The organism is Variovorax boronicumulans (genome assembly GCF_029892485.1).
Taxonomy (GTDB): domain Bacteria; phylum Pseudomonadota; class Gammaproteobacteria; order Burkholderiales; family Burkholderiaceae_C; genus Variovorax; species Variovorax boronicumulans_B.
Window position 1 is genome coordinate 373,909 of sequence record NZ_JARXVG010000002.1, and the last position, 26,139, is coordinate 400,047.

A 26,139-nucleotide genomic window follows, 5' to 3' on the forward strand; every position below is an offset into this window, starting at 1 on the left:
ACTCAGATGGCGAGGGGCGCCACGCGGTTGCGCAGCGCACGCACCGCGCTGTACACGGTCAGCGCGGAGGTCTTGGGGTTGGCCGCGAGCGGCTTGTTGCGCATGGTCAGCTCGAAGCTGCCGAAGGCGCCCTCGGCTTCGACGGTGTGCACGTTCTCGGCGGTGGCGGGGTCGGCGATCAGGCGGACCTGCGTCTTGTCGAGCCCGAGGCCCGCGAGCGAGACGGTGGCCGCGACGTTGGCGTTCTTCGGATACAGCAAGGCCGCTTCGCGCGCGCTGCCTTCGAAGATCACGGTGGCTTGCGTCAGCGCATCGAGGTCGCGCCCCTGCTCGGCCGGCGTACCCTTCCAGGCCTTCGGCGGCTTGCGGCCGGTGTAGCGCACGCTGTCGAGGCCGCCGATGCGGGCGGCGGCGAGCGCATCGATCCCGCCGATGGCGCCGGGAATCAGCTGCACCTGCGTGCGGCCCGCGACGGCGGCGGCTTCGAGCTTTTCAGCGAGGCCCGCGGCCGACAGCGCGCCGACCGAAGCGACCACGCATGGCGTGCCACGCGCCAGCGCCGGCAGCACATGCTCCTCGATGGCAGCATGCCCCGCGGTCTCGACAACGAGGTCGATGCCGGCGACAGGCACCACGCTCAGCACCTGCGCGCCGGGCACGGCCTTCTGCGCGGCGGCCATGCCTTCGGCAGGTACGACGATGACCGTCACCTTCAGCGCCGGATCGTCCCGGAGCAGTTCGAGCACCGCGGTGCCGATGGCGCCGCAGCCGACGAGTGCGATGCGTGTGATGGCTGTCATTGAAGGGGCTCCGCTCACTGTCACTTGGCCGTGCCGAGTGCTGGAATCTGCGTGACCGTGTTCGTCGGCGGGCCGGCGAAGCTGGTCTTGAAGCCGCCGATGGAGAGCATGTCGATCTCCAGCAGGAACGGGCCGTCGGTGGACAGCGCTTCGTCCAGGCGCGCCGACAGGTCGGCGAGGTCCTTCACGCGGGCGTGCGGCAGCGCGATCGACTTGCACAGCAGGTCGTAGTCGGGCGTGTGCAGCTCGGCGTAGCACTGGCGGCCGCCGTACTGCGCATCCTGGATGTTCTTGATCACGCCGTAGCTCTTGTCGTTCATGAGCACGATCACCATCGGCGCCTTCTCCTGCACCATGCAGGCGAGCTCGCCCAGGTTCAGGATGAAGCCGCCGTCGCCGGCCAGGCAGAAGGTCTTGCGGCCCGAGCCGGTCACCGCCGCGCCGATGGCCGCGCCAATCGCCATCGGCATGCCCTGGCCGATGCCGCCGCCGGTGGCGTGCACGCCGGCGCTCGGCTCGAAGATGCGCAACTCGCGGTTGCCCCAGGTGCTGTTGGAGACGGTCACGTCGCGCACCCAGTTGAACTGGCGGCCCGCCACGGACTGGAGCCGGCGCACGAGTTCGGCGTACGGGCCGAGGCCGTCGCGCAGCGTGGCGACCGCTTGGTCGTGCGCGGCGCGCAGGTCGACCAGCAGTTGCGCATCGGCCTTGTAGCCGGCGGCTTCGAGGCGATCGGCCAGGCCTTCGAGGGCCAATGCCGAATCGCCGCAGACGAAGGCTTCGGAGGCATAGCAGCGGCCTTCGGCGGCGGCATCGGCGTCGATGCGGTACAGCGGGCGCGGCAGCTTCAGTTCGTACTTGAGCGTCTCGTTGCCGCGCAGGCGCGAGCCGACCACGAGCATCGCATCGCAGGTTTGATAGAAGGCCTCGACCGGCTTCTGGATGTTGTAGGCGCCTAGCGAGCCGGCGTCGTCTTCGGGCACGGTGCCGCGGCCCTGCGTGGTGGTGACCACGCCGAAGCCCAGCTTCTGCAGGCGCTGGATCGCACCGCGGGCATGGCGCGCACCGCCGCCGACCCACAGCAACGGACGCTTGGCAGTTGCCAGGCGCGCGGCCAAGGCGTCGAGTGCCGCGCCAGACGGCACGGGCCGCTCGACGGGCAGCGGCGACAGGTCAGCAGGCATCGTCATGAGCGCCGACTGGATGTCGATCGGAATCTCCACGCTCACCGGGCCGGTGGGCGCCGTGAGCGCGAGCTGCACCGCGCGCTTGAGCGTGCCGAGCACCGTCTCCACGCTGCGCACGCGCAACGCTGCCTTCGACACCGCCTTGAGCATGGTGAGCTGGTCGGGTGCCTCGTGGATGTACGACATGCCCTTGTCCAGGTACGGCGTTTCGATCTGCCCGGTGATGTGCAGCAGCGGCGCGCCAGCGGTCAGCGCCTCGACCAGGCTGCCCGCGATGTTGCCCGCGGCCGGGCCGGTGCTGGTGATGCACACGCCCAGGCTGGCGGTGGAGCGCGCATAGGCGTCGGCCATGTTGCCCGCGCCCGCCTCGCCGCGCGCCGAGATGAAGCGCACCATGCCGCGCTGCGCGAAGGCATCGAGGATCGGCATGTTGTGGATCGAGATCACGCCGAAGGCCGCCTTCACGCCGCACTGTTCGAGAAAGGCCGCGACGACTGCGCCGACCGCGACCATGTTGTTGTTGCTGGGTTCATGCATGGCGCGACAGGCCTCCGGAGATATCGATGTGGCTGCCCGTCGTGTACGACGCGAGGGGCGAAGCGAGAAAAAGGATCGCGCGTGCGGCTTCGGTCGGAAGCCCCAGGCGACCCAGCGGGATGTGTTTGTTCTGCGCGAGCTGGCCGCTCCAGGCAGGCCAGTCCTGCGACTTGTCTTCGCGCGCTTCGAAGCGGCGGCGCCACTGGCCCGACTCGACCAGGCCGATCAGGATGCCGTTGACGCGCACGCCCTGCGGCGCGAACTCGGTGGCCATCGAGCGCACGAGGTTCAGGATGCCGGCGCGTGCGGCCGAGGTGGCGACCATGTGCGCTTCGGGCTGGCGTGCCAGCAGCGAGTTGGCGCAGACGATGGCCGCATCGCCCACCACCGCGCGCTGCGCGGCCAGCTGCGGCAGGAAGGCGCGCGTCGGGTTGATGACCGAGAAGAACTTCAGGTTGAGTTCTTCGGTCCAGGCCGCGTCGTCGGTCGTGGCGAAGGTGGAGACGCGCCCCTGCCCCGCGTTGTTGACGAGCATGGAAGCCGGGCCGAGCGCGGCCTCGCTGGCGGCGGCGAAGGCCTTGACCGCGTTGCCGTCGAGCACGTCGCAAGACTGCGCAAAGAGCTTCGCGTGGGGAAACTGCTCGCGCAGGCCGGCCACTGCGCGGTCCAGCCGCTCGGCGTTGCGGCCGCACAGCGCGACGGCGGCGCCGCTCGCGAGCAGCAGCTCGACGGTCGCGAGGCCGATGCCCGAGGAGCCGCCCGTGACCACGGCCACGCGGTCCGCCAAGGCGTCCGCAGCGAAAAAGGAAGATGCCTGCATCGTCATTCCCGTCATGCGCTGCGAAGCGGCACCACCTTGTTGGCACGCGCGGGCGAGTAGTTCAAGAGGCCCGAGATCTCCTCGGCCACGCTGCGCACGCGCAGCACCATCTCGTCCATGCGGCTTTCCTCGATGTGGTCCGAGGTGATGGTCGCGCCCAGCGCCGCCACGATGTGGCCGCTGTGGTCGCGCACCGGCGCGGCGATGCTGGAGATGTTCGATTCGAAGAAGCCCTCGCCCAGCACGTAGCCGCGCGAGCGGTCGGCTTGCACCATGTCGAAGAGTTCGTTCACCGTCCTGGGCGTGCTCGGCGAGAAGGTCTCCAGCTTGTCTTCGGGATAGAGCGCGCGCAGCTGCGGCAGCGTGAGGTCTTCCAGCAGTACGCGGCCGAGCACCGTGGCATGGGCCGGCAGGCGCGTGCCCACGGTGACCGAGCTGGCGAACGGCGTGGGCGGTGCGACCTTGGCGACGTAGACGATCGATCGGCCGTCGCGCACCACCAGGTTGCAGGGCGTGCGCAGCTCATCGCAGAGGCGGTTGAGCAGCGGCGTGCCCAGCTGCGTGAGTTCCAGCGAGGCGAGGTATTCGAAGCCCAGGCGCAGCACCGCGAGGCCCAGGCGGTAGTCGCGCCCGCCCTCGGCGCGCTCCAGGAAGCCCATGTTCTCCAGCGTGGTGAGCAGGCGGAACACGGTGGAGCGCGGCAGGTCGAAGCGGCGCGCCAGTTCAGGCGCCGAGAGCGTGCGGCTCTCGCGGCTGAACTCGCACAGCACGCGCAGGCCGCGTTCGAGCGCGGGCACGTTGTAGCGGTCGACGCCCTCTTCCATCACTTCGTTGTCGTTGGTGGCCATGGTGATTCGTTGTTCCCTTTGGTTGTTCTTTGGTGGTCCGGCTCAGGCGACGAGGGCTTTGCGCAGCAGCGAGGCCACGGCCTCGGGCCGCTCCACGTAGCTGGCGTGTCCGGCGCCTTCGATGGATTCGAGCGTCACCCCGCAGCCGCGCGCAACATCGGCGCAGGCTTCTGGCGTGGTGACCACATCGAGCGTGCCACAGGCCACGCGCACCGGCATGGCGGGCGGCAGGTCGGCCAGCAGGTCGCCGTTGCACAGCAGCTCGACGGCCTGGCGGTAGCCGCCGTCGCTCAGGCGCGCCATGTTCCAGCGCACCCACTGGCGCGCGAGTTCGCTGGCGGTGTCAGAGACGAGCCGGCCCGAGCGCCTGGCAGCCATGCCGGCGATGCCGAGCTCGTCGAGCGTGGCGAGGCGCTCGGCGCGCACCCTGGTGCGGGCTTCAGCGCGCGATGGCGCGCCGTAGCCGGCAGCCGGGCTGATGAGCACGAGGCTGCGGATGCGCGATGCCAGGGCCGAACCCTTGCGTGCGGCCGATGCCGCCGTGAGCGCGCCGAGCGAATGGCCGACGAGCACGCACGACTGGATGTCGAGCGCATCGAGCAAGGCGTGCAGGCGTTCCGCGTAGTCCGCAGCGGATGGCGCTGCCGGCGCGAGGGGCGTCGACGCGCCGTAGCCCGGCGCATCCCACGCGATCACGCGGGCCTGCGGCGCGAGCAGCATCGCGACGTCGAGCCACGAGGCCGCGCCGGAGCCGATGCCGTGCAGGCAGACGATGGCCGGCCCCGTGCCGCGTTCGCGCACCGACACCACTGCATCGCCGCCGACCGGCACGCTGCGTGCGGGGAAACGATCGTCCAGCAGCGCCAGCTCGGAGGCGGGCAGCGCCAATGCGTCGGTGGCCATCGTGTCGCTCATGCCGTCCTCAGCGCTTGATCTTCGCGAGCGGGTGATCGGCCGGATACGTCGGCGTGACCGGCTTCTTTGCGCCGAGCATCACGCACATCAGCGCGTCTTCGTCGCCGATGTTGATCTCCTCGCGGTACACGCCCGGCGGCACCGAGATGAGGTCGCGGTCGGTCATGATGGTCTCGAAGCGCTCGCCGTCCTTCTCGATCACGACCTTGAGCTTGCCGCGGATCAGGAAGAACACCTCTTCCACATCGGTGTGCAGGTGCGGCGGGCCTTCGTGGCCGGCCGGGATCACCATGGTCGAGAAAGTGAAGTGTTCCGCGGGCACGGTGTTCACGTCCTTCGCGACGCCGGTGCCGCCGGTGCCCACGTAGCGCATCTGCGCACGGCGGAACTTGGGGTCGAAGTCGGCCTGGAACTTCAGCGCGTCCCAGTCGTACTTGCGGGTTTCGTAGCGCGCGATGCGGGTGTTCATCCACTCGGCCAGGCTCGTGCCTTCGGGCTGCGCCAGGGTGCTGGCGGCAGCGTCGTTGATCTTCTGTTGTTCGGACAGATCGCTCATAGGGTTCACTCCTTCGTCGGAAAAATTCAGTCAGTGCATCGCAAAGCCGCCGTTGACGGCCAAGAGCTGGCCCGTCACGAAGCGCGAGAGGCCGGACAGCAGGTACAGCGTGGCGCCGCACACATCGGCAGCCTGCTGCTCGCGCGGGATGGCGCGGCCTTCGAGGTATTTCTGGTGGCGCGCCATCGGCACGTACTCGGTCGCCTCGACCAGCGTGAGGCCCGGCGCCACGGCGTTGACGGTGATGTTGTCGCCGCCCCATTCGCGCGCCAGCGAGCGCGTCATGGAGATGACCGCGCCCTTGCTCGATGCGTAGGCCAGCAGGTTGGGCGCGCCCCAGAGCGCGGTGTCGGAGGCGAGGTTGACGACCGCGCCACGGCCGCTCGCCGCGAGCGCGCCGCGGCAGGCGCGGCCCATGAGCCAAGTGCCGCGCACGTTGACGTTCATCACGCGGTCCCACATGTCGATCTCGAGCTGGTGCGCATCGCGGCCGCCCGAGTTGGTGATGGCGGCGTTGTTGATCAGGCCGTCGAGGCCGCCGAGCAGGCGGATCGCCTCGCTGGCGCAGGCATCGATGGAGGCCGGATCCGACAGGTCGACAGTGAGCGCATGCGCCTTGTAGCCCGCATCGCGCAGCGCCTTGGCCTCGGTGTCGGCGAGTTCGCCGAGGATGTCGGCCAGCACCACGCTCGCGCCCGCCGCGGCGATGCACTGCGCGAACGCGAGGCCGAGGCCACGCGCACCGCCGGTCACGAGCACGCGGCGGCCGGCCAGCAGGTTGGCGGGCAGCTCGGCCAGCAGCGACTGCAGGCTCGACGAATCGGGAATGGCTTTGGGTTCGGTCATGAGGTGTTCAGTCGGCCTGGATGCCGAGCTCCTTGATGACCTTGCCGAAGCGCGCGTAGTCGGCCGCGTTGGTCTTGCCGAGCACGTCGGCATCGCCGCCCACCGGCGTGGTGCCGAGCACGGCCATGCGCGCGACGATGTCCGGCATCTTGAGGATCTCGTTGAAGTGGCCGTTGAGCGTCTTCACGATCTCGGGCGGCAGGTTGCGCGGGCCCCAGAGGCCGTTCCAGGCGACCACCTCGACGTCCTTGTAGCCCAGCTCGGCGAGCGTCGGGACCGTGGGCGCGAGCGGCGAGCGCTGGCTCGATGCCACGGCCAGCGGCTTGAGCTTGCCGTTGGCGAAGTAAGGCGCCACCGGGCCCAGCGTGATGAAGGTCACCGGCACATGGCCGCCCAGCACGTCGTTGACCGCGGGCGCCACGCCCTTGTAGGGCACATGCGCGAGGTTTGCGCCCGAGGCACGGGCGAACATCTCGCCCAGGATGTGCATCGGCGAGCCGCTGCCCGGGCTGGCGTACGAGAGCGACTTGCCGGCGCCCTTGGCGGCGGCGACCGCGTCCTTCAGGCTGGCGATGCCGCTGCCGGCGCTCGCCACCAGGAAGAGCGGCTGGCTGCCGGTCTGCACGATCGGCGTGAAGCCGGCGAGCACGTCGTAGCCGGAGGCGCCGTTGGTCTTGAGCACCAGCTGCGCGATCGAGAAGGTGCTGGGCGCAAGCAGCAGCGTGTAGCCGTCCGCAGGCGCCTTCGACACGTAGCCGCTGCCGATGATGCCGCTGGCACCCGGGCGGTTGTCGACCACCACCGGCTGCCCCACGCGTGCCGAGAGCTTTTCGGCGAAGAGCCGCGCCAGCGCATCGGTGTCTCCACCCGCCGGATAGGCGACGACCAGCGTGATCGGCTTGGCCGGGTAGTTCTGTGCCAAGGCGGGTCCGGTGGCGCAGACAGCGGCCAGGGAAATGGCGGCTGCGATGGCAAGGCGGCGTGTGTGCTTCATGGGTCCGTCGTGGTCGGCGTTTTGTTTCATTAGAGAAACAACGATTTATTAATGGAACGCACGAAGGATAATCACGAAGACAACTTCATGACTAAGTAGAAACCCTAGATGTCGCAACCCAACGTAAACAGGGCGGCCTTTGGGGCCGCCCTGCTCTGGGATGAGGGTTGTGACTGCTACCCGCCGTAGCGCGCCACGGTCAGGCCTTCCATGTCGATATCGGGCGCCTTGCCGGCGATGAGGTCGGCCATCACGCGGCCCGTGCCGGCCGCCATGGTCCAGCCGAGCGTGCCGTGGCCGGTGCTCAGCATCAGGTTGGGGATGCGCGTGGCGCCGACGACCGGCGTGCCGTCGGGCGTCATCGGACGCAGCCCCGTCCAGAAAGAAGCCTCGCGCACGTTGCCGCCCTTGGGGAAGAGATCGGTCACGACGTGCTCGAGCGTGTCGCGCCGCCGCGGGTTGAGCGCGAGGTCGAAACCCGAGAGCTGCGCCGTGCCGCCCACGCGGATGCGGTCACCCAGGCGCGTGACCGCCACCTTAAAGGTTTCGTCCATCACGGTGGATTCGGGCGCGCCGCTGGCATCGGTAATGGGCACGGTGATCGAGAAGCCCTTGACCGGATACACCGGCAGGTCGATGCCCAGCGGCCTGACCAGTGCGGGCGAGTAGCTGCCGAGCGCGACGACGTAGCGGTCGGCGGTGAAGCTGCCCTTGTCGGTGCGCACGGCGGTCACGCCCTTCGCGGCATCGTGCTCGATGGCCTGGATGTTCACGCCGAAGCGGAAAGTCACGCCCGCTGCTTCCGCCAGCTTGGCGAGTGCCTGCGTGAACTTGAAGCAGTCGCCGGTCTCGTCGCCCGGCAGGCGCAGGCCGCCGACGAACTTCTCCTTCACCGCCGCGAGCGCGGGCTCATACGGCAGGCAGCCGTCTCGGTCGAGCACCTGGTAGGGCACGCCGGAGGCCTTGAGCACCTCGACATCCTTCGCGGTGCCGTCGAGTTGCTGCTGCGTGCGAAAGAGCTGCAGCGTGCCCTGCATGCGCTCGTCGTACTGGATGCCGGTGTCGGCGCGCAGGGCCTTCATGCAATCGCGGCTGTATTCGGCGAGGCGCACCATGCGGCCCTTGTTGAGTTCGTAGCGCGCCTGCGTGCAGTTGCGCAGCATCGAGAGGCCCCAGCGCCACATCGCCGGATCGAGCATCGGCTTGACGACCAGCGGGCTGTGCTGCATCAGCATCCACTTGATGGCCTTCACCGGAACGCCGGGTCCGGCCCAAGGCGCGGAGTAGCCGGGCGAGACTTCGCCCGCGTTGCCGAAGCTGGTTTCGAGCGCGGGGGCCGGCTGGCGCTCCAGCACCGTCACCTCATGGCCGGCGCGTGCCAGGTAGTACGCCACCGAGGTGCCGATGACACCGCTGCCGAGAATCAGGACCTGCATGAGAACTCCCTCTTTGGATGGCCGCAACGGCCTGAGGGTACAGGCTTGGGGCCTGTTCACCCTACGCAAGGGGTCGCGAAGCTCGCCACAGCCCGCCCATCAAGGCGCGTGACGCCGTGCGTGCGTCCGCACGCACAAGGAACGCAACGCCGAGGGGCGGGCTGTGGCGAGCTTCCCTCCGGGTTGCTTCGCCAAGGGGCCGTCTGCGGCGTTGCCCGCGCTTGCAAGGCCAAAGCCTTGCTGCGCCCGGGCGCCTTGCAGCCAGCCCCTTGGCGAAGCAACGCGACCCCTTGCGTAGGGTGAACAGGCCCCAGCTACAGGCCGAGAGCGTCTTGCAATTGGCGTGCCGGCCAGCGCTCCGGCCGCTGCGGCCAGGCTTCGAGCAGCGCGACCATGCGCGCATTGCGCGGCGCACTCAGGCCGTGTTCCTGCGCGAGGCGCACGACCTCGCCGCTGAGCGCGTCGATCTCGGTGCGCCGGCCGAGCGCAAGATCGTCGGCCATGCTGGAGCGCGCCTTGGCGTCGATGCGCAGCATGCGCGCCGCGACGATGCGAAAGAGCCAGTCAGGCAGACGCAGCAGGCTCGCCAGCCGCTGCGCCGGAACGGCCGCCACCTGCGCGGGCGTGATGCCGCTCACACCGAGCACGCTGAGCGTTTCGTCGATGAGCGCCGCAAAGCATTGGCGATACCCGCGGTGCATCAGCTCCTCGCGCAGCGGCAAACCCGAAAGCGCATTGACCGGGTTGTTGAGGTTCAGCAGCAGCTTGCCCCACTGCACCGGCAGCAGGTCTTCGTGCAGGTCGAGCGGCACGCCGGCGCGCTCGAACACAGGCAGCCACGGGCGCAGCGCCGCGTCGTCCTTGGCGGCGAGCCGTCCGGCCGTGCCGCGATGGAAGGCGCCGTCGCCGATCTCGGCCACGTTGTACGGCACCATGCCCGGCAGCACGTTGAGCGACGGGCCGGCCTGCGATGCGGCGGCGCTGTTGGAAATGCCGTTCTGCAGCGAGACGACCGTGGTGCCCGCGGGCAGCGAGAAGGCCAGTTCACCTGCTGCCTCGGCCGTAGCACCGCTCTTCACGCAAAGGAGCACCAGAGCCGGCTTGGCGCCGGCGGGCACCTGCTCGCACAGGCGCAATGCCGAAGGCAGGATGTGGTGCTTAGCGCCGTCGAGATCGCTGAGCGAGAGGCCGTGGTCCGCAAGTTTCTTCAGCACGCGGGGCCGGCCGACGAAGGTGACGGGCACGCCCGCCGCGGCGAGCCGGCCGCCGATGTAGCAGCCGATGGTGCCCGCGCCCATCACGAGCACTTCGCCGGGCAGCGCGCCTGTCATCTCAGTTTTCCATCACGCTGCGCGTGAGCCTCGACGCATGAAACTGCCGTGATCCAGTCGGGAGACACCGCGGAACCGGCTTTGCCGGGCCGCTGGTGTCGCCCCCTGAAAGGGGGTTGGCGAAGCGACACGAAGTGCGCGAAGACTGGGGGTAAGTTTCATCCTAGACGCGTTCCGCGACCCAGCCCTGAACCGACTTCAGCGCGGCAGGCACGCCCGCCGCATCGGTGCCGCCGGCCATGGCCATGTCGGCCTTGCCGCCGCCCTTGCCGCCGACCTGCTGCGCCACGAAGTTGACCAGCTCGCCGGCCTTGGCCTTGCCCACGGTGTCGGCAGTGACGCCAGCCGCGATCTGCACCTTGTCGCCATCGACGGCGACCAGCACGATGATCGCGGTCTTGAGCTTGTCCTTCAGCTTGTCCATGGTGTCGCGCAGCGTCTTGGCATCGGCGCCATCGAGCTTGGCCGCGAGCACCTTGATGCCGTTGACGTCGATGGCCTGTGCGATGAGCTCGTCGCCCTTGGACGATGCGAGCTTGCCCTTGAGCGAACCCACTTCGCGCTCCAGCGCCCTCACCTGCTCCAGCACCTGCGTGAGCCGGCCCTGCAGCTCGGCGGCCGGCGACTTGAGCGTGGCGGCCACGCTCTGCACAGTGGATTCGAGGTCCTGCAGGTACGACAGCGCGTTGGCGCCGGTGACGGCTTCGATACGGCGCACGCCGGCAGCCACGCCGCCTTCGCTCACGATCTTGAAGAGCCCGATGTCGCCGGTGCGGCCCACATGAGTGCCGCCGCACAGTTCGCGGCTGGTGCCGATGTCGAGCACGCGCACGGTCTCGCCGTACTTCTCGCCGAACAGCATCATCGCGCCGGTCTTTTGGGCCGATTCCATGTCCATCACGCGCGCCTGCGTGGCGACGTTGGCGAGGACTTCGGCGTTCACGCGCTTCTCGATCTCCAGGATCTGCTCGCGCGTGACGGGCGCGTTGTGCGCGAAGTCGAAGCGCGTCTTGTCGGCATCGACCAGCGAGCCCTTCTGCTGCACGTGGTCGCCGAGCACTTCGCGCAGGGCCTTGTGCATCAGGTGGGTGACCGAGTGGTTGCGCATGGTCGCATTGCGGCGTTCGCCATCGACCGCGGCCTTGACCGCGTCGCCGACCTTGAGCGTGCCTTGCGTTTGCGTGCCGTGATGGCCGAACACGTCGGCCTTGATCTTCTGGGTGTCATCGACGCCGAATTGCACGCCTTCGGCGCTGAGCACGCCCTGGTCGCCGACCTGGCCGCCGCTCTCTGCGTAGAAGGGCGTGGTGTCGAGCACGACGATGCCGGGCTGGCCTTCCTTCAGTTCATTCACCGCTGCGCCTTCGAAGTACAGCGCGACGACCTTGGCGCTTTCCTCCAGGTGTTCGTAGCCGGTGAAGGTGTTGCCCGCGCCGGTGTATTCGACGTTGCGGTCCATCTTGAACTTGCCGCCCGCACGGCCCGCGGCCTTCTGCTTTTCCATGGCGACGTTGAAGCCGGCCTCGTCGACGCTCACGCCGCGCTCGCGGCAGACGTCGGCCGACAGGTCGAGCGGGAAGCCATAGGTGTCGTGCAGCTTGAAGGCGACGTCGCCCGGCAGCGTCTTGGCGCCGCCGGCGAGGGCCGCGTCGAGGATTTCCATGCCGTTGGCGAGCGTCTCGAAGAAGCGCTCTTCTTCGGCCTTCAGCGTGTCGGTGATGCGCTTTTCATCGGCCACGAGCTTGGGGTACGCATCGCCCATGAGCTTCACGAGGTCAGGCACCAGCTTGTGGAAGAAGGGCTTCTTCTGGCCCAGCTTGTAGCCGTGGCGGATCGCGCGGCGGATGATGCGGCGCTGCACGTAGCCACGGCCTTCGTTCGAAGGGATCACGCCGTCGGCCACCAGGAACGAGGTGGCGCGGATGTGGTCGGCAATCACGCGCAGCGAGTTGTTCGACAGGTCTTTCTCGCCGGTCTCGCGGGCCGCGGCCTTGATGAGCGCGTCGAAGATATCGATCTCGTAGTTGCTGTGCACATGCTGCAGGATCGCGGCGAGGCGCTCCAGGCCCATGCCGGTATCGACGCAAGGTGCGGGCAGTTTCTTGACCGAGCCATCGGGCTGCATGTCGAACTGCATGAACACGTTGTTCCAGATCTCGATGTAGCGGTCGCCGTCCTCATCGGGGCTGCCGGGCGGGCCGCCGGGGATCTCGGGGCCGTGGTCGAAGAAGATCTCGGAGCACGGGCCGCACGGGCCGGTGTCAGCCATCATCCAGAAGTTGTCGGACATGTAGCGGCCGCCCTTGTTGTCGCCGATGCGCACGACGCGCTCGGGCGGCAGGCCGATTTCTTTCGTCCAGATGTCGTAGGCCTCGTCGTCCTCGATGTAGACGGTGGCCCAAAGCTTCTCGGCCGGCAGCCCGTAGACCTTGGTCAGCAACTCGAAGGCCCAGGTGAGCGATTCGCGCTTGAAGTAGTCGCCGAAGCTCCAGTTGCCCAGCATCTCGAAGAAGGTGTGGTGGCGCGCGGTGTAGCCCACGTTCTCAAGGTCGTTGTGCTTGCCGCCGGCGCGAAGGCACGCCTGGACCGAGGCGGCGCGCACGTAGTTGCGCTTGTCTTCGCCGAGGAACACGTCCTTGAACTGGACCATGCCCGAGTTGGTGAACATGAGCGTCGGGTCGTTGCCCGGCACCAGCGAACTCGAGGGCACCACCGTGTGGCCCTTGGAGGCGAAGAAATCGAGAAAGGTCTTGCGGATGTCCGCGACCGTGAATGTGGGCTGGCTCATCTTTGGATTTCGTCTTCTGTCGAGGACGGCCTGGCGATGGCGACCTCTTGTCGAAACCACTGCGTCGAACCGACCTGACTGCTTGATTTGCTTGAACAAATGATTATAGGTTTGCCTATGCAGCCCGGGCGCCCCCGGGGCGAAGGGCGCGATCGGGGCGCCGCGGCTAATATGCGCCCTGGCTCCCGCGCGGCCGAACCAAACGCAGCGAGCCCCGTCCTATTCATATGCACAACATGAATCAAGGAGTCCGCATGGCAGGTCTTGAGGCCGAACACTGGAAGATCGAGGACCTCGATTTCTCGCGCATCGCGCTCGACAAGGTGCGCCCGGACGAGAATCTTTTCTACCTGGTGGCCTCCGCCTCGTTCGTCGAAAGCGGCTCGGACCTGTACACGCACAACCTGGTCGATTTTTTCCGCGGCGACGATGAAGTGACCGATTGGCTCTCGAACTACTGGGAGCCCGAGGAACTGCAGCACGGCCAGGCCCTGCGCGCCTATGTGCGCCACGTGTGGCCCGAGTTCGAATGGGACACGGCCTACCAGGGCTTTCTCGAGGAGTACGCGACCTACTGCAAGGTCGAATTGCTGGCCCCCACCCGCGCCCTGGAGATGACGGCGCGCTGCGTGGTCGAGACCGGCACCGCCACCTACTACCGCGCCATGGCGCGCGCCACCGACGAGCCGGTGCTGCGCGACCTGGCCACCCGCATCGCGACCGACGAGGTCAGCCACTACAAGCACTTCTACCGTTTCTTTCGCCGCTACCGCGAGCAGGAAAAACTCAGCCGCTTCCGCGTGATCGGCACCATCGGCCGGCGCACGCTGGAGCTCAAGAGCGAAGACGCGGACTGCGCGATCCGCCACGTGGTGAAGGCCCGGGCACCCCATCGCGCCGACGACACGGCCTATGTGCAGCAGCTGAGCGCGCGCATGAACAGCACCATCCGCACCAACCTGAGCGCCGCCAGCACGCTCAAGATGCTGATGCGGCCGCTGGAACTGCCGGCCAGGGTGCAGACGGTGATCCAGTACCCGATCAAGCAGTTCATGCAGCACGTGTTCCTGCGCTAGGCGCCGCAGACGCCCCTCTCCCTCGACCTCCTCCACGACTGGGCATCACGGCAAGAATCGGTGCCCGCCGACAAAGGCTTGGCCGATTTCCCGGCCTTGTCCTGCATGGCTTTTTTGCGCTCGCATGATTGAATTTGGTATCAGTATTTCTCATGGAGCAACAACGATGGAGGCCAAGTCATCAAGCCCCGAAAAACGGCAAAGCAAGCTGTTGAGCATCGGGGTGCCAGGACTGGACGACGTGATCGGCGGGGGTCTGGAACCCAATCGCCTCTACCTGGTGGAGGGAACGCCGGGGGCCGGCAAGACGACCATTGCCCTGCAGTTCCTGCTGCAAGGCGCGCAGCAGGGTGAATCGGTCCTGTACGTCACGCTCTCCGAAACCGAGAACGAGCTGCGCGGCGTGGCCACCTCCCATGGCTGGGACCTGACGGGCCTTCACGTGCGCGAAATGCTCCCGGCGCAGGACAGCCTGCACCCGGAAGAGCAGTACACGATGTTCCATCCCTCGGAAGTGGAGCTGAGCGAAACCACGCTTCGGATATTGAGCGACGTGGACGCGCTCAAGCCATCGCGCATCGTCTTCGATTCGCTGTCCGAGCTGCGGCTGCTGTCGGGCACGTCGCTGCGATACCGCCGGCAGATCCTGGCGCTCAAGCAGTTCTTCGCGGGCCGGCAATGCACCGTGCTGCTGCTGGACGACATGACCGCCACCGAGCACGACCTGCAGGTGCAGAGCATTGCGCATGCGGTGGTGCGGCTCGAGCAGCTGAACTCCGACTACGGCACCGCGCGGCGCCGGCTCCTGGTCGTCAAGTACCGCGGCCAGCCTTACCGCGGCGGCTTCCACGACTACAAGATCAATCGCGGCGGCCTTCAGGTCTTTCCGCGGCTTGTGGCGTCCGAGCATGTCACCAGCGGACCGCTGATCAAGATGCCCAGCGGCATCGAAGAGATGGATGCGCTGCTCGGGGGCGGCCTCGAGAAGGGAACGAGCACCCTGCTCGTGGGCGCGCCGGGCACGGGGAAGTCGTCGGTGGCGGTGCAGTTCGCCCTCACGGCGGCGCAACGGGGCGAATGCGCCGCGCTGTTCATCTTCGACGAGAGCGTGAACACGCTGCGCACGCGGTGCGCGAGTCTGGGCATGGACCTCACCCCGTACATCGACTCGGGGCTCCTGCGCATCAAGCAGGTCGACCCCGCCGAGCTCTCGCCGGGCGAACTGATCCACGAGATCCGCCTGGCCGTGGGCGAGCATTCCGCCAAGGTCATCGTCATCGACAGCCTCAACGGCTATCTCAATGCCATGCCCGATGAGCGATTCCTCATCGTCCAGCTGCACGAACTGCTCACCTACCTCGGGCAGTCCGGCGTGGCAACGCTGCTGGTCGGTGCGCAGCACGGCCTGATCGGCATGCAGATGCAGACGCCCGTCGATGCCAGCTATCTCGCGGACGCGGTGGTCATGCTGCGCTACTTCGAATTCGCGGGCGAAGTCCGCCAGGCGATCTCGGTGCTCAAGAAGCGGGGCGGCGCGCACGAACGCAGCATTCGCGCCTTCTCGATGAGCGAGAAAGGCCTGCACGTCGGCGAACCCCTGCGCCGTTTCCGCGGCATCCTGACCGGCATACCCGTGCCCATCGATGGCGTCTCCGCCACGCCGCCGTGACGACGAACACGGCTGCGGACGAAGACACGCAACTGCGCGTCCTTCTCAGGACCGCCACTTCGAGGGACGCCGTGATGGCGGCCGCCGTGCTCGAGCGCGCCGGCATCGCCACCCGGGTGTGTGCCAGCCTGCACGAGCTGGTGCAGGAGATCGGCCATGGCGCGGGCGCCGTGCTGGTGTCCGAGGAAATGCTGTCGGGCAACGGCGCCGCCGACCTGTCCGATGCGGTGTCGGCGCAGCCGCCGTGGTCGGACCTGCCGGTGCTGGTGCTGGCCAAGCAAGGGGCCGATTCGCGTGCCGTTGCAGTGGCCATGGAAGGCATGGCCAACGTGACGGTGCTGGAGCGGCCGATCCGCGTGGCGGCGCTCGTCAGCGCGCTTCGAAGCGCCCTGCGGGCCCGGCGGCGCCAATACGAGCTGCGCCGCATCCTCAACGACCTGAACGAGGCCGACAAGCGCAAGACCGAATTCCTCGCCACGCTGGCGCACGAGCTTCGCAATCCGATGGCGCCGCTGAGCACCGCGCTCGCCATCCTCACGCGCAAGACGCTCACGCCCGAAGCCGCGCTGCCCTACTACCAGCTCATGGGCCGCCAGATCGACCACATGGTGCGCCTGGTGAACGACCTGATGGAGGTGTCGCGCATCACCCGCGGGAAGATCGAACTCCAGCTCGGCGAACTGATGGTCGACCGGGTGATCCGCGATGCCGTGGAACTCAGCCGGCCGCTGATGGACGCCGGCCGGCATCGGCTGCAGGTGCATGGTGCAGATCCCACGTTGGCCGTGGAAGGCGACAGCGTGCGGCTCACGCAGGTGTTTTCCAACCTCCTGAACAACGCGGCGAAATACACCCCCGAAGGCGGCCGGATCGACGTGTTCGTCGAGCGCGACGATGCAAACGCCGTGGTCCGCATCCGCGACAACGGCGCCGGCATTCCGCCGGACATGCTGACGTCGATCTTCGACATGTTCGTGCAGGTGAGCGGCACGGCCAGGGCGGCCCAGGGCGGCCTGGGCATCGGGCTCACGCTGGTCAAGAGCCTGGTGGAGTTGCATGGCGGCAAGGTCGGCGCAAAGAGCAACGGGCTCGGCGAGGGCAGCGAGTTCGTGGTGTCGCTGCCGCTGTTCGTCAGGCGCGGTGCGGGCGTCGAGGAACAACCTCGCCCCTCCACGGAGGCGTCCATTGCGCAGCACAGCATCCTGGTGGTCGACGACAACCGCGATGCGGCGGAATCGCTGGCGGCGCTCCTGAACATATTGGGCGCGCGCACGGCCGTGGCGTTCAGCGGCATCGAGGCCCTGAAAACGGCGGACAGCTTTCGCCCTTCGCTGGCGATCCTGGACATCGGCATGCCCGGAATGGACGGCTGCGAACTGGCGCGGCGGCTGCGCGACAGCCCTGCGCACCGCGGGATGACGCTGGTCGCACTGACAGGCTGGGGCCAGCCCGACGACAGGGTGCGGATCGCCCAGGCCGGCTTCGACCATCACCTGCTCAAGCCCGTCGACATGGAGGAACTGTCGATGGCCCTGCGGCGACTGGCGCACCGCGATTCAACGCGGTAGCCGCGGCGCCGCTTCAAGCGCCGCGGAACTGGCGCAGCGCGCGGTAGCCGGTCCGGGTGAGTCCGGTCACCGTCGCCACGGGCACGCCGGTCTCGGTGACGCCAGGAAGCACGGCTTTAACGCATCCTTCCTGCAACAGGGCCCGCACCGCGGCAATGCCCTGCGCGCCCGCAACGGCGGTGGGCAATTCCTGCGTGGAGAGGTAGTGCAACAACGTGAGGCGCATGCTTCTTCAAGGTCCTGAACGCGTGGGGGATACGTGGCGAAACCGGAACACGTTCCGCATGAGGCACGGAGAACAAAATCTTGACGACCTTCAGCCTCGAGGAACCGCTCGGAACGAGCGGGTGCAAAAGCGGATGCAGAAGCAACCTCTACCAACGCCGGAAGACCGTCAAGATTCAGTATCGTTCTCCAACCTTAAGCAGGACTGAAAACCGGTTGCCCGTCCCTTGCAATCGATGCACGAGGTTATGGGGAGGCGCGCCGGCTCGCCAGTGCCGAAAGTCATCCGCCTTCGACTTCGACCGGCCGACTCGCATGGCCGCTTCGTCGCACTCAGAAGTGCTGGGCGACGATCACCGCCATACCGGCCAGCGAAACGGCCCCGCCTATGACTTTTCTCAACGTCTTCATGCGACTCTCCAACAGTGAGTCACGATGATGCCGCGCCTGCATACGCCGCGGGTTTGGCAATACTCATGTCCCGGATAGCGACGACCGATGTACCAGCCCCGGTTTCAGGTCGCGGAGGTCAGACCCGGCTTGCGGCTGCCATCGAGCGAATACAACTGCGGCCTATCGTCTGCAAGGACATCGGCAGGCCCGCGCGTCGTGTCCCGCGGTTGCCGGTAGAGCTCGCTCTCGAGCCGCCGGACGCGCTCCGCGTACATCCGCGCCAGTGCGCTGTGGTGCTCCGCGGCCGCCTGGTGTTCGATGCGCGCCATCTGCGCTTCCTCGAGCAATGCCGAAGCCCTTTTGAGGTATGCGGTATGGCTCGGACGAAACAAGAAGTCGAAGGTCATTTCATGCTCCTTGCCGCAAGAGTGCGGTCGAGACATGTTCCTCCCCGGGACCCTCGGAAGTCTGTCAGCGCGCGCCTACCCCGGCGATGGCGGGGACTACCCTTTGCCTAGCACATGCCCATGTCAGGTTTTCCATTTTCAATGGGGACAATGTTGTGGAAAACCATGTGCGAAGCGCTCGAAATCGTTGCCTGGCGTGGCCTGCAACACGGTGCCTCCAAAAGCGGCAGCCGATGAAAAATATCTGGAGCTGCCCTGATTTCCGTTCCCTGGAGGGCACAAAAACGCCATCTGCTATACTCCCGCCTTCGCCCGGACTTGCTCCGGGCGTTGCCTGGCCAGGCAAGCCGAATCTCACACCGGCGCGTCGAAGTCACTGCGACGAGAAAAACAACAGGGTGGCTTCCGCAATTGAACATTTGCCGTAACCGTGGACCGCGTGAGAGTTCACGACCATATTTCCAAAGCCCGCCGCGTGCGGGCTTTCCCTTTTCTACTGGGCCAGTTGAGCTTGGCCGCTCTCGAATTCCTGCTCGGTTCCACGCGGAAGTTCGGCCAGGAACGTCGCCACGACGATGGCGGCGGCCCGGGCTACGTCGAGCACGTCCGCAATCTCGAACCGGAGCGACGCCGTCTTGCCCGTGGAGCCAAGCGGCCGGCGCAGTTCGACGAGAACCTCGGCTGCCAGTTCACGGTCGCTGCGCGCGCGGCCGTCCGGCCGCATGACCCACCGATCGACCTGGTCGAACGGAATGCTGCGAAAGACCCCGACGACGGGGAAATACTGAAACCGCTCTTCGTCGAGCCGGATCGGAATGCTGAAGCGGCACAGGAAAGTGCCCGCCACAGGTGACAGTTCGTTCATCGCTCCCATCGGATACACCTTTTTCGTTATGGGAGGAGTGTGCTGCAGCGATCCGCGCATCGGGAATGGTCGACCTTCAATATCCGGCACAACCAGACACGATTCCACAAACTTGATGGCTCAAGGTGACTTAATCCCGCATTCGAGAACGTCTGCCCCAAAAAAAACCCAGCGCGAGGCTGGGCTGAATCTCTTCAGGTGCTGTCACACACAGAGAACTCGCACTTCGAAGCGAGTCCGCAAAATCTAGGGCCTCGAACCAGCCCTCCCTGTAAGACGAGACCGACACTTCAGGTTTGAGCGGCATGAGACAGCCATTGCAGCATGCCAATTACTTCACGTTTTTATGTGTGTCCTACGCCGAAAGCCTATTTTTGGCTTACAGCCGATCACAACCACCCCAACGACGATCGATGGGCTGTCACGCAACAGGGCCGCATACAAAGAAGAGCTCTCTGTTTCGTCCTTAGAGCGCCCCTTCAGGGGGCTCCTCGAACCCGCTCCGGCGGGTATTTTTTTGCTTGGTCGATTCCTCCCAGAAATCTCCCATTTCGGGGTTCATCATCGCCGTGCCCGCCACAGCCCCGCGGCGGGTTCCTCCCTCCGGCCCTCACGCAAGTACAGGCCATTCAGCCTGCCGCGTGCGGGCTTCTTTTTTGCACGCTGCCGTGCCGCGCTTTAAGGGGGTTGTTTCCGGGATCGAAGAGATGGAGCGGGTGAAGGGAATCGAACCCTCGTATGAAGCTTGGGAAGCTGCCGTTCTGCCATTGAACTACACCCGCATTTGCAACCCGTTGATTTCAAACGAGTTGTCGACCCAAGCGCGATTCTACAGAGTAACGAAGCGCACTCGACATCGAGCCTCTTTGTCGCGCGAGGCGATCAGGCGCCAATTTCCGCATATCGAAGCACGTTTTCGTTCTTTAGCGAAAGAAGCCTCGCTGACTAGCATCCGACCTGTTTCAACTGGTCATAACAAGTCAGCCGCATGTCTACCGCCAAGGCGCTCGAGCCGATTGCCTTTTCCCCCGTCCCGCTCTACACGCAGGTGCGCGAAACGCTGCGCGAGCGCATCCTCGACGGCAGCTACGCGCCGCACACGCAACTTCCTTCGGAGAGCGAGATGGTCGCGCTCTTCAAGGTCAGCCGCATCACGGTGCGGCAGGCGCTGAGCGACCTGCAGCGCGAGAACCTGATCTTCAAGATTCCCGGCAAGGGCACCTTCGTCGCCAAGCCCAAGGCGTTCCAGCAGCTCGGCCAGCTCGAAGGCTTTGCCGAGTCGATGGGCCGCATGGGCTACGAGATCCGCAACCAGGTCACGAGCCACAAGACCGTGCCGGCCTCGCCACGCGTGGCGCAGCGCCTGGGCCTCGCCGAGGGCACGGCGGTCGCGCAGATCAAGCGCGTGCGGCATCTCAATCGCGCCCCCGTGTCCTACGAGGTGACCTACCTGCCCCACGCCATCGGCGAGCGGCTGCGGCAGGCGGACCTCGCGGGGCGCGACATCTTCCTGATCCTGGAGAACGACTACGGCATCGCGCTCGGCCACGCCGACCTGCAGATCGACGCGATGCTCGCCGACGAATTGCTCGCACGTTCGCTTGACGTTCCCGAAGGCACCGCGGTGCTGCGCGTGGAGCGCCTCACCCACACCGCCGATGGCGCGCCGCTCGATTTCGAAGACCTCTATTTCCGCGGCGATGCATTCCAGCACCGGCTTCGCATCGCCCGCAGCCACCCGACCAAGGACATCCTATGAACATCATCACCCGCACGGTCGACGTGCTGGTCATCGGCGGCGGCACAGCCGGCCCGATGGCGGCCGTCAAGGCCAAGGAAGCCAACCCCAAGCTCGAAGTGCTGCTGCTGGAGAAAGCCAACGTCAAGCGCAGCGGCGCCATCTCGATGGGGATGGACGGCCTGAACAACGCGGTCGTACCCGGCTTCGCCACGCCCGAGCAGTACGTCAAAGAGATCACCACCGCCAACGACGGCATCGTCAACCAGAAGACGGTGATGGCCTATGCGCGCAACAGCTATTCGATGATCGAGGAGCTCGACCGCTGGGGCGTGAAGTTCGAGAAGGACGAGACCGGCGACTACGCGATGCGCAAGGTGCACCACATGGGCACCTACGTGCTGCCCATGCCCGAGGGCCACAACATCAAGAACGTGCTGTACCGGCGCCTGAAGCGCACGCGTGTGGAGATGTCGCAGCGCCTCGTGGTCACGCGCCTGCTGACGGCCTCCGATGGAAGCATCGCCGGCGCGATGGCCTTCGACTGCCGCACGGCCGAGTTCCACGTGATCCGCGCGAAGTCCGTGGTGCTGGCCACAGGCGCGGCCGGCCGGCTGGGCCTGCCCGCCTCCGGCTACCTCTTCGGCACCTACGAGAACCCGACCAACGCGGGCGACGGCTACAGCATGGCCTACCACGCCGGCGCCGAGCTCTCGGGCATCGAGTGCTTCCAGATCAACCCGCTCATCAAGGACTACAACGGCCCCGCCTGCGCCTACGTGACCGGCCCCTTCGGCGGCCACACCACCAACAACAAGGGCGAGCGCTTCATCGAGTGCGACTACTGGAGCGGCCAGATGATGATGGAGTTCTACAACGAGCTCCAGGGCGGCAACGGCCCGGTCTTCCTCAAGCTGAGCCACCTGGCCGAGGAGACCATCGCCACCATCGAGCAGATCCTGCACACCAACGAGCGCCCGAGCCGCGGCCGCTTTCATGCCGGTCGCGGCACCGACTACCGCGAACAGATGGTGGAGATGCACATCTCCGAGATCGGCCTGTGCAGCGGCCACTCGGCCTCGGGCGTGTGGGTGGACGAGCATGCGCGCACGACGGTGCGGGGCCTACACGCCGCGGGCGACCTGGCCTGCGTGCCGCACAACTACATGCTCGGCGCCTTCGTCTACGGTCGCCTTGCGGGCGAAAGCGCCGCGCGGCATTGCGCCGAAACTGAACTGCCCGCGCTCGATGAAGAGCAGGTCGCACGCGAGCACGCCCGCGTCAGCGCCCCGCTCCTGCGCGAGGGTGGCCTGCCGCCCGCGCAGGTCGAATACAAGCTGCGCCGCATGGTCAACGACTACCTGCAGCCGCCCAAGGTGACGCGCAAGATGGAAATCGGCCTCTCGCGCTTCGAGCAGATCCACGAAGACCTCGAACAGCTCGCCGCCCCCGGCCCCCACGAACTGATGCGCGCGATGGAAGTGCACGCCATCCGCGACTGCGCCGAGATGGCCGCGCGCGCCTCGCTCTACCGCACCGAGAGTCGCTGGGGCCTGTACCACCACCGCGTGGACTTTCCCGAGCGCAACGACCGCGACTGGTTCTGCCACACGCAGCTGCAAAAGCAAGGCGACGCCATGGTGAGCTTCAAGCGCCCGGTCGACCCCTACATCGTGCCGCTGGATGCGCACGAGATGTCGGCCTACCAGCACCTGCGCGTGCCCGCCACGGTGCGCGAGCCGGTCGCGGCCTGACACCGCCTCCGTAAGAAAAGAGAACCCCACATGCCCCTCGCCTTTAACCCCACCAGCGTGCCCGTGCGCATCGACGACGACAAGTGCATCGCCCACAAGGGCTGCACCGTCTGCGTGGACGTCTGCCCGCTCGACGTGCTCGCCATCGACCTCAGCAAAGGCAAGGCCTACATGAAGTTCGACGAGTGCTGGTACTGCATGCCTTGCGAAAAAGACTGCCCCACCGGCGCGGTCACCGTCGACATCCCCTACCTGCTGCGCTGAGCCGTAGTCGTCGAATTCAACCCGGAGCAACCACGATGAAGACCCACAAAACCCTGGCCCTGTGGGGCGCAAGCCTGGCCCTGATGCTGGCCTTCCCGGCCGCGCAGGCCGAGGCCATCCGCATCGCCATCGGCACGCAGGACACCACCATCAACTGCGCCACCGGCGGCCTGCTGATCCGCGAGCTGAAGCTGCTCGACAAGTACCTCCCGCGCACCGGCAAGTACAAGGACGCGCAATACCAGATCGAGTGGAAGAACTTCACCTCCGGCGCGCCGCTCACCAACGAGATGGTCGCGGGCAAGCTGGACCTCGGCTCGATGGCCGACTTTCCGGGCAGCTTCAACGGCGCGGCCTTCCAGAAGGCGGGGCGCAAGAGCCTCTTCATCACCGTGCTTTCGGGCAGCACCACGGGCAGCGGCAACGGCATCGTCGTGCCGAAGGATTCGAAGGTGCAGTCGCTCGCCGAGCTCAAGGGCAAGACCATCTCCGTGCCCTTTGCCTCGACCTCGCACGGCATGCTGCTGCGCGCCATCCAGGCGCAGGGCTGGGACCCGCTGAAGGACGTGAACATCACCACCCAGGCGCCAGAGGTGGCCGGCCCCGCGCTGCAGGCCGGCAAGGTCGAGGCGCATGCGGACTTCGTGCCCTTTGCCGAACTCTTTCCGTACCGCGGCTTCGCCCGCAAGATCTACGACGGCTCGCAAGCCAACGCCCCCACCTTCCACGGCAGCCTGGTCGACGAGGAGTATGCGAAGAAGTACCCCGAGGTCGTCACCGCCTACCTGCGCGCCGCGCTGGAGGCCGACCGCCTCGTGGCTGCCGAGCCCGAGAAGTACAGCGAGCTGATCGCCAAGGTCACGGGCATCGAAGCGGAGGTCAACTACCTCTTTCACGGCCCGCTCGGCCTTCAGACGCGCGACCTGAGCTGGAAGCCCGAATACCGCCAGGCGGTGAAGACATCGCTCGACACGCTGCGCCTCCTGAAGCGCACCGACAACGACATCGACGCCAACGCCTTCGTGCAGGACGGCTACGTCCGCACCGCCTTCAAGGAGGCGGGCCTGGACTACGACAAGCAGCTCAAGAACTACGCCCGCGCCCCGCTCGTGGCGAAAGACGCATCGACCGGCAAGCTGATCGCCGACGTGAGCCGCGTGGCGCAGATCTGGGTGGCCGGCGAACCGCTGGTGCGCCACTACGCCTCGCCCGAGAACGCCTTCGCCGACCTGCAGAAGCTGGAGAAGGCCGGCAAGAAGGCGCGCGTGGTCTATGCGCAGGACCGCAACAGCGGCAACAAGCTGCTGGCGGCCGATGCGTGGTTCGTGCTCGGCGCCAAGGGCGAGATCGATGCCTTCCTGCTCAAGGACCAGGCAGAGGGCTGGGCCGCGAAAAACGGCGGCAAGGTGGCGGACTTCGCGGCCGTGCGCGCCGCGCTGGCCGGCTGACGCCTTCTTCATCACGCGAACTTCACCATGGCCAGCTTCTTCAACAGCAACCTGCCGCGCTCGACCTGGCGCATTGCTGCGCTGCTCCTGTGCGTGCTTGCATGGCACCTCGCCACGCAGCAACGCATGAACCTGGGCTTCATCACCTTCCAGAACGTGCCGCCGCCGCGCGAGGTGCTGGAGTCCGCCTGGGCGCTGGTGCAGTCGCCGCTGGTGCTGCAGCATCTGTCGGCGAGCCTGCGCCGGGTGTTCATCGGCTTTGGCCTCGCCGCCATCGCGGGCGTGGCACTGGGCCTCGCAATCGGCCGCGCCCGCTGGGCCGAAGACACGCTGCTGCCGCCGCTCGAAGTGCTGCGGCCCATTCCCGCGGTCGCGTGGATTCCGCTGGCCATCCTGATGTTTCCGTCGTCCGAAGCTTCGATGGTGTTCATCACCTTCATCGGCGCACTGTTCCCCGTGCTGCTCAACACCGTGCACGGCGTCGAGGCTGTGGATGCGCGCCTCGTCGCCTCGGCGCGCAGCCTGGGCGCGGGCCGTCTCGCGGTGTTCCGCGAAGTGATCCTGCCGGGTGCGCTGCCGAGCGTCGTCACCGGTCTCGCCATCGGCATGGGCACCGCATGGTTCTGCCTCGTCACGGCCGAGATGATCTCGGGCCAGTTCGGCATCGGCTACTACACGTGGATGTCGTACACGATCCAGAACTACGCCGACATCGTGGTGGGCATGCTCTTCATCGGCGTGCTCGGCATGGGCAGCAGCGCGCTGATCCGGTGGATCGGCCAGGCGCTCATGCCCTGGCGCGCGGTGCAGGAGAAACGCGCATGAAGGCCGATGTGCAAACCGGCCGCATCGCCATCGACAACCTGCGCGTGCGCCTCGGCCAGGGCGAGCAGGCCTTCGATGCGGTGCAGGACATCACGCTCCACGTCGAGCCCGGCGAGTTCGTCTGCCTGCTCGGCCCCTCAGGCTGCGGCAAGTCGACGCTGCTCGGCGCGCTCGCCGGCCACCTGACGCCCGCGGGCGGCGCGATCCACGTAGACGGCGAGCCCGTGCGCGGACCGCACCCGGACCGCGGCCTCGTCTTCCAGCACCACACGCTCTTCCCCTGGAAGAAGGTGCTCGACAACGTCGCCTTCGGCCTGAAGATGCAGGGCGTCGGCCGCCGCGAGCGTCATGCGCGGGCGCACGAGATGCTGCGGCTCGTGGGCCTGGACGACTTCGCGGGCTTCTATCCCTTGCAGCTCTCGGGCGGCATGCAGCAGCGCGCGGAAATCGCGCGGGTGCTCATCAACCATCCGCGCGTGATGCTGATGGACGAGCCCTTCGGCGCGCTCGATGCGCAGACGCGGCTGATGATGCAGCGCCAGTTGCTCGACGCCTGGGCGCGCGTGCGCACCACCATCGTCTTCATCACGCACGACATCGACGAGGCGCTGTTCCTCGGCGACCGCGTGCTCGTGATGGGGCCGCGGCCGGGGCGCATCGTCGCCGAGTTCGCACTCGACTTTCCCCGGCCGCGCGATCCGTCGCTGGTCACCTCGCCTGAATTCACCGCGCTCAAGCGGCGCTGCCTGCAGTTGCTGCATCCGCATGCAGGCGCCAGCGAACCGCTGGAACGCCTCACGCCGCTCGGCGCCGCCCCCACCGCTGCGCAACTGCGCTTTGCCATCTAGA

The 26,139-nt window shown here is 66.9% G+C and carries 23 protein-coding genes and 1 tRNA gene; 9 read left to right on the forward strand and 15 right to left on the reverse strand.

What is annotated here, in order from left to right; genetic code table 11:
* Positions 1-2: 2 nt before the first annotated feature.
* From M2282_RS06905 to alaS, 11 genes are all read right to left on the reverse strand, one after another.
* Positions 3-800 carry an aspartate dehydrogenase gene (locus M2282_RS06905; protein ID WP_432422874.1) on the reverse strand — a complete coding sequence of 266 codons (798 nt, stop codon included), beginning with the start codon at positions 798-800 and terminating at the stop codon, positions 3-5.
* A gap of 20 nt (positions 801-820) precedes the next feature.
* Complete coding sequence (locus tag M2282_RS06910; protein ID WP_280808031.1) at positions 821-2,524, reverse strand: thiamine pyrophosphate-binding protein; 1,704 nt, start codon at positions 2,522-2,524, stop codon at positions 821-823.
* Positions 2,517-3,350 carry an SDR family oxidoreductase gene (locus tag M2282_RS06915; protein WP_280808032.1) on the reverse strand — a complete coding sequence of 278 codons (834 nt, stop codon included), beginning with the start codon at positions 3,348-3,350 and terminating at the stop codon, positions 2,517-2,519. The genes M2282_RS06910 and M2282_RS06915 overlap by 8 nt, the downstream gene beginning before the upstream one ends.
* Before the next feature lie 5 nt (positions 3,351-3,355).
* The gene (locus M2282_RS06920; protein WP_280808033.1) at positions 3,356-4,192 is read right to left on the reverse strand and encodes an IclR family transcriptional regulator; all 837 of its coding nucleotides are present in this window, start codon (positions 4,190-4,192) and stop codon (positions 3,356-3,358) included.
* A 42-nt stretch (positions 4,193-4,234) separates the two neighbouring features.
* The gene (locus M2282_RS06925; RefSeq protein WP_280808034.1) at positions 4,235-5,107 is read right to left on the reverse strand and encodes an alpha/beta fold hydrolase; all 873 of its coding nucleotides are present in this window, start codon (positions 5,105-5,107) and stop codon (positions 4,235-4,237) included.
* Positions 5,108-5,114: 7 nt separating this feature from the next.
* Positions 5,115-5,663 carry a cupin domain-containing protein gene (locus M2282_RS06930; RefSeq protein ID WP_280808035.1) on the reverse strand — a complete coding sequence of 183 codons (549 nt, stop codon included), beginning with the start codon at positions 5,661-5,663 and terminating at the stop codon, positions 5,115-5,117.
* Between the two features lie 30 nt (positions 5,664-5,693).
* Positions 5,694-6,509, reverse strand: a complete 816-nt coding sequence (locus tag M2282_RS06935; RefSeq protein ID WP_280808036.1) for an SDR family oxidoreductase — start codon at positions 6,507-6,509, stop codon at positions 5,694-5,696.
* 7 nt (positions 6,510-6,516) lie between these two features.
* The gene (locus M2282_RS06940) at positions 6,517-7,503 is read right to left on the reverse strand and encodes a Bug family tripartite tricarboxylate transporter substrate binding protein (protein WP_280808037.1); all 987 of its coding nucleotides are present in this window, start codon (positions 7,501-7,503) and stop codon (positions 6,517-6,519) included.
* A 176-nt stretch (positions 7,504-7,679) separates the two neighbouring features.
* Positions 7,680-8,939, reverse strand: coding sequence for a D-amino acid dehydrogenase (locus M2282_RS06945; RefSeq protein WP_280808038.1), 1,260 nt, complete (start codon positions 8,937-8,939; stop codon positions 7,680-7,682).
* A gap of 314 nt (positions 8,940-9,253) precedes the next feature.
* Entirely contained in the window at positions 9,254-10,270 is a 1,017-nt protein-coding gene (locus M2282_RS06950; RefSeq protein WP_280808039.1) for a 2-dehydropantoate 2-reductase, read from the reverse strand.
* A gap of 163 nt (positions 10,271-10,433) precedes the next feature.
* Entirely contained in the window at positions 10,434-13,058 is a 2,625-nt protein-coding gene (gene alaS / locus M2282_RS06955) for an alanine--tRNA ligase (RefSeq protein ID WP_280808041.1), read from the reverse strand.
* Positions 13,059-13,312: 254 nt separating this feature from the next.
* Here alaS and M2282_RS06960 point away from each other — a divergent pair, with 254 nt between their 5' ends.
* The 3 genes from M2282_RS06960 (at position 13,313) to M2282_RS06970 (ending at position 17,371) form a co-directional block, all read left to right on the forward strand.
* On the forward strand, positions 13,313-14,134 hold the full coding sequence (locus M2282_RS06960) for a ferritin-like domain-containing protein (protein WP_280808042.1): 822 nt from the start codon (positions 13,313-13,315) through the stop codon (positions 14,132-14,134).
* Positions 14,135-14,300: 166 nt separating this feature from the next.
* Positions 14,301-15,803 (forward strand): ATPase domain-containing protein, encoded by a 1,503-nt coding sequence (locus tag M2282_RS06965; protein WP_280808043.1) that lies wholly within the window; start codon positions 14,301-14,303, stop codon positions 15,801-15,803.
* Entirely contained in the window at positions 15,800-17,371 is a 1,572-nt protein-coding gene (locus tag M2282_RS06970) for a hybrid sensor histidine kinase/response regulator (protein WP_280808044.1), read from the forward strand. The genes M2282_RS06965 and M2282_RS06970 overlap by 4 nt, the downstream gene beginning before the upstream one ends.
* 13 nt (positions 17,372-17,384) lie before the next feature.
* On the opposite strand, the gene M2282_RS06975 is transcribed toward M2282_RS06970, so the two are convergent.
* The 4 genes from M2282_RS06975 to M2282_RS06990 all read right to left on the reverse strand — a co-directional run bounded on the left by M2282_RS06975 (position 17,385) and on the right by M2282_RS06990 (position 20,043).
* Positions 17,385-17,597, reverse strand: coding sequence for a hypothetical protein (locus M2282_RS06975; protein WP_280808045.1), 213 nt, complete (start codon positions 17,595-17,597; stop codon positions 17,385-17,387).
* A 514-nt stretch (positions 17,598-18,111) separates the two neighbouring features.
* Complete coding sequence (locus M2282_RS06980) at positions 18,112-18,396, reverse strand: hypothetical protein (protein WP_280808046.1); 285 nt, start codon at positions 18,394-18,396, stop codon at positions 18,112-18,114.
* A 493-nt stretch (positions 18,397-18,889) separates the two neighbouring features.
* The gene (locus M2282_RS06985) at positions 18,890-19,261 is read right to left on the reverse strand and encodes a hypothetical protein (RefSeq protein WP_280808047.1); all 372 of its coding nucleotides are present in this window, start codon (positions 19,259-19,261) and stop codon (positions 18,890-18,892) included.
* A gap of 708 nt (positions 19,262-19,969) precedes the next feature.
* A tRNA-Gly gene (locus tag M2282_RS06990) sits at positions 19,970-20,043 on the reverse strand.
* 206 nt (positions 20,044-20,249) lie between these two features.
* Here M2282_RS06990 and M2282_RS06995 point away from each other — a divergent pair.
* Genes M2282_RS06995 through M2282_RS07020 form a run of 6 tightly spaced genes read left to right on the forward strand, consistent with a single transcriptional unit; the run spans position 20,250 to position 26,138 of the window.
* The gene (locus M2282_RS06995; RefSeq protein WP_280808048.1) at positions 20,250-21,020 is read left to right on the forward strand and encodes a GntR family transcriptional regulator; all 771 of its coding nucleotides are present in this window, start codon (positions 20,250-20,252) and stop codon (positions 21,018-21,020) included.
* On the forward strand, positions 21,017-22,753 hold the full coding sequence (locus M2282_RS07000; RefSeq protein ID WP_280808049.1) for a fumarate reductase/succinate dehydrogenase flavoprotein subunit: 1,737 nt from the start codon (positions 21,017-21,019) through the stop codon (positions 22,751-22,753). The genes M2282_RS06995 and M2282_RS07000 overlap by 4 nt, the downstream gene beginning before the upstream one ends.
* Before the next feature lie 30 nt (positions 22,754-22,783).
* Complete coding sequence (locus M2282_RS07005; RefSeq protein ID WP_093433491.1) at positions 22,784-23,017, forward strand: 4Fe-4S dicluster domain-containing protein; 234 nt, start codon at positions 22,784-22,786, stop codon at positions 23,015-23,017.
* 35 nt (positions 23,018-23,052) lie between these two features.
* The gene (locus tag M2282_RS07010; RefSeq protein ID WP_280808050.1) at positions 23,053-24,465 is read left to right on the forward strand and encodes an ABC transporter substrate-binding protein; all 1,413 of its coding nucleotides are present in this window, start codon (positions 23,053-23,055) and stop codon (positions 24,463-24,465) included.
* A gap of 27 nt (positions 24,466-24,492) precedes the next feature.
* On the forward strand, positions 24,493-25,290 hold the full coding sequence (locus M2282_RS07015; RefSeq protein WP_280808051.1) for an ABC transporter permease: 798 nt from the start codon (positions 24,493-24,495) through the stop codon (positions 25,288-25,290).
* Positions 25,287-26,138, forward strand: coding sequence for an ABC transporter ATP-binding protein (locus M2282_RS07020; protein ID WP_280808052.1), 852 nt, complete (start codon positions 25,287-25,289; stop codon positions 26,136-26,138). Before M2282_RS07015 ends, M2282_RS07020 begins: the two co-directional genes overlap by 4 nt.
* The last annotated feature ends 1 nt before the right edge of the window (position 26,139 follow it).